General features: G+C 62.9%; 9 protein-coding genes and 1 pseudogene. 3 read left to right on the forward strand and 7 right to left on the reverse strand.

Annotated features, from left to right (window positions below; translation table 11 throughout):
* Positions 1 to 31: 31 nt before the first annotated feature.
* The 7 genes from EOA13_RS29910 to EOA13_RS29940 form a co-directional block, all read right to left on the reverse strand.
* Positions 32 to 2,500, reverse strand: a complete 2,469-nt coding sequence (locus EOA13_RS29910) for a S8 family peptidase (RefSeq protein WP_063169237.1) — start codon at positions 2,498 to 2,500, stop codon at positions 32 to 34.
* 17 nt (positions 2,501 to 2,517) lie between these two features.
* Positions 2,518 to 3,504, reverse strand: coding sequence for an ATP-binding protein (locus tag EOA13_RS29915; protein ID WP_024505649.1), 987 nt, complete (start codon positions 3,502 to 3,504; stop codon positions 2,518 to 2,520).
* Between the two features lie 355 nt (positions 3,505 to 3,859).
* Entirely contained in the window at positions 3,860 to 5,830 is a 1,971-nt protein-coding gene (gene rlxS, locus EOA13_RS29920) for a relaxase/mobilization nuclease RlxS (RefSeq protein ID WP_063169238.1), read from the reverse strand.
* 178 nt (positions 5,831 to 6,008) lie between these two features.
* A complete protein-coding gene (locus tag EOA13_RS29925) occupies positions 6,009 to 6,692 on the reverse strand; it encodes a lytic transglycosylase domain-containing protein (protein WP_024505647.1) in 684 nt (227 codons plus the stop codon).
* On the reverse strand, positions 6,680 to 7,228 hold the full coding sequence (locus tag EOA13_RS29930; protein WP_024505646.1) for a S26 family signal peptidase: 549 nt from the start codon (positions 7,226 to 7,228) through the stop codon (positions 6,680 to 6,682). Before EOA13_RS29930 ends, EOA13_RS29925 begins: the two co-directional genes overlap by 13 nt.
* Positions 7,225 to 7,494 carry a helix-turn-helix domain-containing protein gene (locus EOA13_RS29935; RefSeq protein WP_024505645.1) on the reverse strand — a complete coding sequence of 90 codons (270 nt, stop codon included), beginning with the start codon at positions 7,492 to 7,494 and terminating at the stop codon, positions 7,225 to 7,227. Before EOA13_RS29935 ends, EOA13_RS29930 begins: the two co-directional genes overlap by 4 nt.
* Positions 7,495 to 7,675: 181 nt before the next feature.
* Positions 7,676 to 7,999, reverse strand: a complete 324-nt coding sequence (locus EOA13_RS29940) for a DUF736 domain-containing protein (protein WP_024505644.1) — start codon at positions 7,997 to 7,999, stop codon at positions 7,676 to 7,678.
* Between the two features lie 1,010 nt (positions 8,000 to 9,009).
* Between EOA13_RS29940 and EOA13_RS29945 the strand changes: the two genes are divergently transcribed.
* The 3 genes and pseudogenes from EOA13_RS29945 to EOA13_RS29955 all read left to right on the forward strand — a co-directional run.
* Entirely contained in the window at positions 9,010 to 9,357 is a 348-nt protein-coding gene (locus EOA13_RS29945) for a hypothetical protein (RefSeq protein ID WP_063169239.1), read from the forward strand.
* A 62-nt stretch (positions 9,358 to 9,419) separates the two neighbouring features.
* Positions 9,420 to 9,713: pseudogene (groES, locus tag EOA13_RS29950) on the forward strand (co-chaperone GroES); the annotation flags it as partial.
* Between the two features lie 65 nt (positions 9,714 to 9,778).
* Positions 9,779 to 10,322: TCP-1/cpn60 chaperonin family protein (locus EOA13_RS29955; protein ID WP_281040880.1), on the forward strand; the 544-nt coding region annotated here is incomplete at its 3' end.

Consider the following 10,322-nt stretch of genomic DNA (forward strand, 5'->3'; position numbering starts at 1 on the left):
TCCGTTGTTGGCCGATTTGGACAGTGCTGCATCAGGTCTCGACCGACGTCTCGACAGTCAGGGCTGCTTCGACGGGTGTGAAGATGTCAACATCGACCCCAGGCGCCCGCATCGTCACAATCAGGGCGTACCGAGCCAGAGCGTCGACGCGTTCCAGGTAAGGCTTCTCCTTCCACCAGCCCCCGACCGGGAACACGCCGATCGCATCACGCTCGGCGAGATCGGCGGCGCTGCCCGACCAGAAATCGGCGTGCAACGAGCCGCGATCGCGGAAGGTGCCGAGCAGCCACTCTTCTCCGCCTCCAGCAGGCGCCCCTTCCTCCTCGTCCCGAGCGGCCTGATTGATGCGGGCTCGGAATTCGTCGACTGTCTCGGTCGCTGACTTTACTCTGAACCGAAGACCATGGGACGCGTAACGATGCCGGCGGGTCCATCCGCGTTCACCGGGGTTGGGTTCGATGAAATAGGACAGCGTGACGCGGAGCTCGACCTGGGCAGCGCCGAGCGCCGCGAGCTGCTCCTTCGGCCAAGGCAGGCGATGCAGCTTCATGTCACGCGTTTTGGCAGCCGCGCCGCCCTCGCGCTGGAAAGGCTGAAGCTCATCTTCAACGATAAGCGTGAGGTCGTTCACCGTTGACAGAAGCGCGCGCCCAAGATCTGGCACGCCGTAACCATAGCGCCGCACGAGCGCCTGGATCTCGCCCTTCGCTCCGTTGCACGCATCGATGCGTGCGCGCATCGCCGGAGTCCATTCGGCCGAGTGGACGATCAGGGCGCGAACCGTTTCAGGCCACAGCTCGGGGCGCGCTGATAGAATTAGTCCCGCCATCCGTGCGGCATGGGCCGTTGCCGCGCTCGTATCTCCGAGGGTGGTGAAGTGGCGCAGTTCGGGTCGATAGAAAGTGGTCAATATCTGCAGATCGTCGATCGGCTCGCCAGGCAACACACCGTCATGGGCGAGATTGCCGCCTTCGAAGACGACCTCGGGCTTCACCGGCCACTGCCTGTCCCAAACGACCGAAGTGCGACTGCGCGGCGAGAGCTCGCCGACCGGCGCGATCGGAGCGTAGCCCGCAAAGTCGGTGTCAATGATATCGACCTTTTCTGTGAAAGCGCCGACCGTCAGCGCATTCCAGGCCTGAGAAGGATCATCGACTGCTTCCAGATCGTTGCGCGTCAAATGCTCGGCCGGCATGAGGTCATCGCCGATGTTGCCGGCAGAGAGAACGATCAAGCGTCGCTGCTCCTCTTCGAAACAGAGTTGGTCGATAGCGGCAGACCACGATGTGGGCCTTCCACGCGCCGGACTGGCGCTTGTCACAGCCATTGCGATCGCGCGGCGGCGCTCCGGCGCCTGCACCTCGGCGCGGGCGATCGCTTCCGCGGTGATCGAGCCATAGAGTTCTGGATCGTTTGCCTCGTCTTCTGGCGGAAGGATACGGACACTCTCCAGCCGAAAGGGCAATGGAACTGGATCGCCTCCGACCAGGAGCGGGACCAGATCACCGTACAGGCCGACACCTGCCATTCGCGTCCCGTGGCCGCTCCACGCAGGTGTGTCGTCGCTGCCCCATGCCGGTTTGACGGTGTGCCAGTCTTCAACGGCAAGTGCGGGTTCGATCAACGGGTGGGTGCGACGTACGCCGCTGTCGAGAATGCAGACCGCAATATCGGATTGAGGCGGTCTGACGCGCCCGAGAAGCTCGTCGCTCCAGTCCCTTTGCTCCGCGCCGCCAAGGCCCATGAAGAAGGACGGCGTATCCTTCGCGCGCCGCAGCTCGGCGACGACATCGCTGTGCGCAATCATGCGGTCGAGCATTGCCGTGCTGGCGAGTGCCAGCATGACCACCCGCTCCGGAAACCTGACCGCATGCGTGCGCAAAGTGATGTTCAGGGCTTCGGCAATGTGCTCGAAGTTCTCGCGGCGACCGTCGCGCAGCCAGACTTCCCACCACACCTGCTCGTCAGCGGCCTGGGGGAAGAGGTCGTCGTGGTCGGTAAACAACGATCGTGCAGTCGCCAGCCTGACTGTCTCCATGCGGGAGACGAGCGGCTCGTTGCGCGGTCTGCCGCGGTCAGTGTCAACGTCTCGATACGCCTCGACTTTCCGCAAATAATAGGCTTGCGCGCTTTGCGGCAGGAACACCGACGCTGTGATGGGAGCACCGGGTTGAGTTGGCTCATGGACGGCGACCAGCTCCATGTGCTGGCGACGATCGGCCAACTGGTCGAGGGCCGCCCGTCCGGACATGGGCAGATCGATCTCGAGGTAAAAGCCAGGCGTGCCGACCGACAGCTGGGGGTCACGCGCCGCAATCTGCTGGCGTGCACTTTCGACCGCTTGTTCGATGGATTGCGTCAAGGCCGCAGCATGCGACGCCCGATCACGCGCCGGCAGCGGCGGTGCATGTATAAGTTGGTTGGGCCGCCGATAGGCTTCCCGAATGCCGTTGTTGCGAAGGTGGATATGGGCGCGGTCGCGCGGAAAATCGTCTGCCATTATGATCTGTGCTGTCGCTACTCAGACAGCGAAGCCTGCCGGCGTTCCTTCAGAGCGTCGATGAGCGCTTCCGAGGTGATCCGCTTCCCCCCCCGCAATATGATGGTTTTTGCAGCGTCGTCGGCCGCGCGGGTGATCTCGGCCTGCGACAGTCTCTCTGCCTGAGAGATCGCCTCGTTCCAGGCAAGCCCTCTGGTGTCGAAGCGGTCGAGTCGAGCCCGAAGCAGCGCCTCGATAATCGGCCGATCGGGCACGGCGTATTCGATGACATCGTCGAAACGGCGGAACAAAGCTCTGTCGAGCAGCTCGGGATGATTTGTTGCCGCAATAATCAGGCTGTGGCTGTCGTCTTGCTCGAGAAACTGCAGAAACGAATTCAGCACGCGCCGAATCTCGCCAACATCCTGGCGTTCGCCTCGACGCGCGCCGATGGCATCGAATTCGTCAAAGAAGTAGACGCCCCGCGTCGCCTGCATTGCATCAAAAACAAGCCGCAGCTTTCCGGCAGTCTCTCCCATGAACTTGGTGATCAAACCATCGAGGACGATCATGAAAAGGGGCAGATGAAGCTCCCCGGCCAATGCCGATGCGGTCATCGTCTTGCCTGATCCTGGCGGGCCGACCAGAAGCAGTTTGCGACGGGGAACAAGCCCGTGCTCGCGCAAGCTTGCTTGTTGGCGCTGCTCTCCCAGCACGCGGTGCAGGCGCGAGCGCAGACTGTCCGGCAAAATCATGTCCGTCAGTCGCAGGTCCGGATAGCGCACATGCAGGAGGCCTGCGAGTTCGCCCTTTGGCTGAAAAAGGGGAACCGGCCGACTGCTCTTGGCAATCCGGGCGTCCCTGCTCTTGGCTGCGTCGACCAGATCCTTGAGCTCCTGAGCAAGCTTGCCATGGCCTTGACGTGCCTCATGCGCAGCAAGCTGCATCGCGATAGAGAGGAAACGATCCTCGTCGCCGGCAATGTGGCTTTTAAGCAGCGTCACGATATGGCGGGCCGTGGTCATGGCTCTCTTCTGGGGTATCCGTTTACTTGGCGAAGCGCATGCAACCTAAACGCTTTCAACGGCGATTTGTAACGCGCAATGGTGTTTTTTCTCTTGTCGATGTTCGCCCGTGGCAACTTCAGCGGTGAACTGTTGCGCCGCGGTCATAGGCCAGCCGGAATAACGCCGGCCAGCAGACAACAGTCCGCATCTTCGAGCGCTCGAAGTCTGGCCACTCACGCAGCGTGTCGGGTCCGAACGCTCCAAAGCCGCCCCGCCTGGCAGGTCCATGCGACCGATTGCGGGCGTGCGGCCATAAGGTCTACGCGGGCTCGCATGGCTGCCCGCGCCGCTGGCTAAAAAGCTGTACACCATCTCACGAAACACCAGGTCCGCTCCTTTGCCGGCCGACGGTCCATGAAATCCCCTCCCCACTCACGACACCGGAGACCTCCTTGCCCACATGGCGCTCAAGCACCGGCCGCCATGGCACCAGCGTGAACTCGCGCGACTTTTCAACGACGGCATATTTTCCGCTGGCAAGCTCGACGGAGCGGCGGAGCGTACCCTCTACTCGTCCTCCGAATCGCGCTTCGGCATAGGGCAGGCCAAGTTCCTCCGACAGTTGGCCAGCAACACGGTTCAGTTCTCGCTGGCGCAGGATCGAAAGCATGTTGGCTCGATAGACGATCCCATCCTGTTCTTTATGCGCGAGGCCTTGCGCGATCAGCCACTGCCGCCGGCGAGCTTGCGCCTCTCTCACGTCGCGGCCGAAGCCGGATCCGTGCAAAGGCTCGGGTCTATCGGCAACCAGCTCCCGGTCGAGCCAGGTGGCGCCGTTGAAGCTGACCTGTCGCTCCAGCGCCATTGAGGAGAGCTTGTCGGCAACGACAGGCTCGGCCCTGGCCCGCTGGCCCTCATAATTCGCGACGCGATCGAGATGGTCCGGCGCGATGAGCCAGGTGCCGTTCGGCTCTCGCTCAACGCCGCCGGTCGCGCGGCGGATCGCCTCCAGCCGCCGCACATGCGTTCGCGCAAAGCTCTCGGTGGCGGATGGGTCATGCTTCAGGTGCATATCGACGTCGTAACGGCCGCCATGCGCGGCGGCGATTTCGGCGATGGTACGATCGACCTGCCTCGGCTCGGTGTTCCTTGGCGCGACACGCACGATGCAGCCATTAGGCATCGTTTCCATCGCCTCGCCTCTACCGATGTTGATCCAATGGCTCTTACCGTCGACGGCGTCGACGATCATGTAATGGCGGTCATTGATCTCGTCGGCCAGTCCACGCGCGACAACGCGACCGACGAGAGACTGGACGGGCTCGCCGGATCGATCGTGGATCACCCAGTCGGCGGCCCTGCGGGCAAGCCCCTTGCCGGTCAGTTCGCGGTGCATGGTCTTGATGATGTCGCCGCGTTCGCCGGTGCGGCGCAGCGTGGCTTCGAGCTCATCGTCGAGGCGCCAGGAGCCAGCGCCGACCTCCGCGGCCAGACCCATCCGCTCGAGCTTGCGCAGCCGTCCCTGGTGCAGCGTCTGGCGAATGGCGTCGGGACCGCCCGGCGAGACCAGGCCGTCATCATCACGCATGCTGAGCAGCCGACGGTCGATGCTGGTGAAGCGTTCCTGCTCCATTTCCCGGCGCAGGCGAAGCTCAATCTCGCGGTCGGTTCGCGGACCGAGATCGAGGCTGACCAGCTCGGCCGCCCGCTCGCGGATGCCAGATGAGATATATTCGCGCGCGATGACCAGGTTCTCGCCACGGTCGTCCCTGCCACGGACGATGATGTGGCTGTGCGGGTGGCCGGTGTTGAAATGATCGACCGCGACCCAGTCGAGCTTCGTGCCGAGGTCTTCCTGCATCTGCGCCATGAGCCGCCGCGTCAGCGCCTTGAGGTCGTCGTACTCGATGCCGTCTTCGGCAGCGACGATGAAGCGGAACTGATGGCGGTCGCCGTCCGCGCGATCGATGAACGCCTTGCCGTCGACGCGGCCGCTGTCGGCGCCGTAGAGCTCGCCAGGTTCACCTTCGCGGGTGACCCCGTCGCGCTGAAGATAGCGTAGATGGGCACGCGCCCCGTCCGCGCCCTTGCCGGCGAGCTTGACGACCCGCGCCTTGACGATCACCCGGCGCTGGCGGAAGGCGGCATACCGGTCGCGCGATTTCAGCAGTGCGGCGGCCGCCCCGCCGCGCCCTGTCCGGCTTCCTGTGAAGCGACCACCGCGTTGCGGCCGGCCGCCAGCCCGGTTGATCGCCGCACGAACCTGGCCGGCATAGCGTTTGCCGGCCTTCGAGCCGCGCGACCCGATTTTGCCGAGCTTCGGCCTGAACTCGTCATCCTTAATGCGAGCCTCCCAGACATATCAAGCAAAATCAGACACTTACACGTCAAACCCTCTTGGCACCGGCGGCAGCCTCCCGGAAAAACGATGTGCAGACAAAGATTTAACCGCCTCCTGGAGGCGGTACCTTTATCTTGCCTTCCGCGCCCAGCCCCGCCAGACGCGCCCCCGTCCGCCATGGCTAACGCACCGGCTCCTTCGGCTGCGCGCCGTCCTTGCCGAGCGGCACGAAGAGATCGCCGTTTCGCACGCCTGAGTGAACACCGTCATGAATGAAGAACAGCGACCGTCCGAGAGGAGCGATTTGCGCCTTTGGAGCGACAGATTGGCTTTCGAACGCCTCGATGTCGGCCGCCGAAACTCCGGCCGCCTTGAGTTGGTCGAGGTACTCGACGGTCTCTTCTGGCAGCGGTTTGCCACGCTTCAAATGCTCGTCGTAGCGCTCGGGACCGGCATTGTAGGCGCCAAACAGGCCAGGAAATCCGAAGCGGTCATACATGGCACTGAGATAGGCCGTGCCGGCCAGGATATTGTCGCGCGGATCGTGGGGGTTAGGCCCAAGGCCGTGTTCGACCCGCATCTCTTCATAGGTGCCGGGCATCACCTGCATGAGGCCCATGGCGCCAGCGGGGGAGGTGATGGGGCGGCCGCCGCGCATTGTCTTGCCGCCGCTTTCGGCAGCCATGACGGCATAGATCCAGGCTTGGGGAATATGGAAGCGCCGGCTTGCTTCCGATACCAACGTCTGCCACTTTCGCAGCTGCGGACTTTGGGAGATGGCGACCGGCTCAGCGCCGGTCGAGGCGGAACAGGCGCATGGCGCAATGGCGATCATGCCCAACAAGAGGAGGGTCACTCGGTCCATAGTGGTACGAGCCTCCCGATGACATTTTGAGTGGGAACAGGCCCGAAATAGCGGCTGTCGAAGGAGCGGTTTTTGTCGCTGCCGAGCAGGAAAACCTCGTTATCCCCGAGCGCTCGGCAGCCGTTCCACCATGGCAAAGGTCGGCCTTCGGCGTCGATTTTGAGCCGGCGCGCGACGATGTCGCCGCCGATGATGATGGCGTCATTGAAGGCGCAGACATTATCGTCCGGCAGCGCTGCAAGACGTTTTGCCAGCGGCACATTGCGAGGCAGATAGCTGCGCTCGGCGGCGAGATACGCCGCGTATTCAGGCGGGCGCACGAGCACGAGATCGCCACGCGCCAGCGCTCCCGCAGCGATGCGGTAAAGGCCGATCGGCGCGCTGGCCGAGGCGTTCCAGACCAGCCAAGGGGCGGGCTTTCCCAGCGCCGTGAAGCCCAAAAGACCGAGACCGGCCGCGGCCAAGGCGACCGTCTTACGGGCTCGAACACGCCTCAGGCGGCTGCCGATCAGATGGATGGAAGGGCGCCGCCTCATGAACGGCCTCCCGTGCCGCCCTGGCCGGAACCGGCCTTGCCATCGCCGGCGATGGAGTGCTGCGGGTGTCCTTTCGACCAATGGTCGAGTTCGTCGATGTGATAGCGGACATAGCGGCCGTGCTTGCGGAATTTCGGGCCGCCGCCCTTGAGCCGCATCTTTTCGAGCGTGCGCTGGGAGAGCCCGATATAGAAGGCGGCTTGGGCTGTGCTGAGAAACGGGCTGCCCTTTTTCGCGCGGGCCGCGCGTTCGTTTTCGTCGTCCATGATGATCCTCGTTTCGCTTCGGACAAGCGAGGGCGAGGATGGGCGAGGGAGATCGTCTCGGGGACGGGCGAAGAGTCGGGGGAGAGTTTTCGCCGCCCTTTAGGGCGGACGGGGTTTGGGTGGAACTCCTGGGAATGAGCCCCGCGCCGGGGCTGCGGCGCGAGGCTCTTATCTCGGCCGGTCAGTCGGCCGGGTTCCAGATGATGGCGTAGGTGTCGTGATCGTCCTGGCCGGCGGCTCGGCCGAGATTGGCGTAGAGCTTGCGCGGTCCGAACTCCGGCGCTGCAATCGACAGGCTCACATAATCCTTGCCGGAAGTCTCGCCGGTGCGGATCCAGCCAGCGCCGACTTCGACCCCTTGCGTAAGCACCCGGAAGTCGGGATGGTTATCGGCGCTCTTGGCCTGGTTGGGGACGATATCGATGTCGGCGCGGACGCTGAGCGTCTTGAACTGGCCCTTGTAGGCGCCGTTTTCCTGCTTGTTGACGTAACCGATCGCGGTCATTTCGAAGTCTCCTTTTGTGGTTTCGCCGGGGACCATCCCCTGCGATGGCGCACCGTAATGGGCGCGTCAGGACCGCCTGAATCCGACAGGGCCGCAGCGACAGTGAAGGACCCGAGCGGGCAGCTTTTTTGTGAGCGAAGCGGCGCGAGGAAGCCGCCGCAGGCGGCGGGGAAAAAAGCTGATGGCGCGAGGGTTTCGGGCGGCCGGACCCGCCCATAGGTCGACAAGCCAGCCGCAGGGATGGTCCTTGGAGAGAGCATGGAGACCGCTCGCCAAGTGCGGTCTGTCAGCCAAGCAGGACGCCGGGATGAAACGGCCTGCAAAGATGCTGCGCCCTTATGCCGGATCGAGATCGTGCCAGCGGGTCGGGCGCCAGAGCAGACATCCGGCATGGTGCGATCTATGAAAGCAGGGCTCGCCAGCGGGAATTTGATACGCGAGGGGGCCAAAGTAAGGCTGGATGAGAAGCCGGTGCTACCTGCAGGTCCAGTGTCATGTGGCGGCGCTCGGGAAACCGCTACGCAATGTAACGCGCTCTTATGAGGCGAACAGACCGGCCCCAAAACCGATCGACCGGTGGTCGGCGCGAAACGCGTCATGCCTGTCCGAAAGCTGACAGTGGCAGAAGACGCATGTCGGGTTCCGCACAATTGACCATGCTGGATTTGTGAGGTTTTCAGGGAGAGCCATGCGTTCACTTCCCAGTGAGCTTTGGCACGGCATTTGCTCTTGATGTGGCAACACGGATCGAAGGTTGACTGCATGCACAAGCGCGAGATGAGCAATGCTCTCCTTTCCTGGAGGCTTGGCAGCAGATTCGATTTGACGTTGCGAGGAGCTTCAGCCGCTCGCGGCGGAAGTGATCTCAAATCTGAAGGCACCGTTGGGGCCGCAGCCATCAAACACATCTTTCTCTTTTTCGCAGCTCGTCTTCAACGCGATGCGGACTTCTTCGCGTCGACGGCGGCCGAAGGTGGAGAAGGGGCTCGACTTGCAAAAAGGAGTTGTCAATGACGTCTTACGTTCGCACCAACAGCCCGGCGCAGGTGCGCTCACTGTCCACCTTTGGCAAGCATCTGCAAAGGAGCGTGCTGACGGCGACGCTGCTTGCCGCGGCTTCGACGGGAAGTGAAGCGCAGCCCTATGTTCGTGCTGACGGCAGCACGACTGACGACTTGGAAGCGGCGCGAGCAAGTTGGCGTCATGACGCCGAATTCAATGGAAATGTGGGGCTCGCAGCCATCAACGCGGATGCCGCGTATGCGTTGGGTTCCACCGGGGAGGGGGCCAGAGCTCCTCGCCTGCCCTCGTCCGTCTTGACGAGTGCCCGCTTACAGCCTACCTCACTATCGCGTTAGCACTCGTCCATCGCGAGTGCTAACAAAAACCCCTCAACAGCGCACCAGGGAAAAATCCGAAAATGGCAAAGTCGAAGTTCCGCCCGCTGCATGACCGCGTGGTCGTTCGCCGGGTCGAATCCGAATCCAAGACCGCTGGCGGGATCATCATCCCCGACACGGCAAAGGAAAAGCCGCAGGAAGGCGAGATCATCGCTGTCGGCTTCGGCGCTCGTGACGAAGCTGGCAAGCTGGTCCCGCTGGACGTCAAGGCCGGCGACCGCATCCTGTTCAGCAAGTGGTCGGGCACGGAAGTCAAGCTCAATGGCGAAGACCTTCTGATCATGAAGGAATCCGACATCATGGGCATCATCGGCTCATATCAGGCCCTTTCGTCAACTGAATTCCCGGGCTCGATTGAAGCCCCTGCCAGGAGCTAAAAATGGCTGCCAAAGACGTAAAATTCTCCCGCGATGCCCGCGAGCGCATGCTGCGCGGTGTCAACATCCTCGCTGACGCGGTGAAGGTCACGCTCGGCCCCAAGGGCCGCAACGTGGTCATCGACAAGTCGTTCGGCGCCCCGCGCATCACCAAGGACGGCGTCACCGTCGCCAAGGAAATCGAGCTTGAGGACAAGTTCGAAAACATGGGCGCGCAGATGGTCCGCGAAGTTGCTTCGAAGACCAACGACATCGCTGGCGACGGCACCACGACCGCGACCGTTCTGGCGCAGTCGATCGTCCAGGAAGGCCACAAGGCCGTTGCCGCCGGCATGAACCCGATGGACCTGAAGCGCGGCATCGACCTCGCGGTAACCGACGTCGTTGCGACCCTGATCAAGAACGCCAAGAAGATCAAGACCTCCGAAGAGGTTGCCCAGGTCGGCACCATCGCCGGCAACGGCGATGCTTCGGTCGGCAAGATGATCGCCGAAGCGATGCAGAAGGTCGGCAACGAAGGCGTCATCACGGTTGAGGAAGCCAAGA

Source organism: Mesorhizobium sp. M7A.F.Ca.US.011.01.1.1 (assembly GCF_003998295.1).
GTDB lineage: Bacteria > Pseudomonadota > Alphaproteobacteria > Rhizobiales > Rhizobiaceae > Mesorhizobium.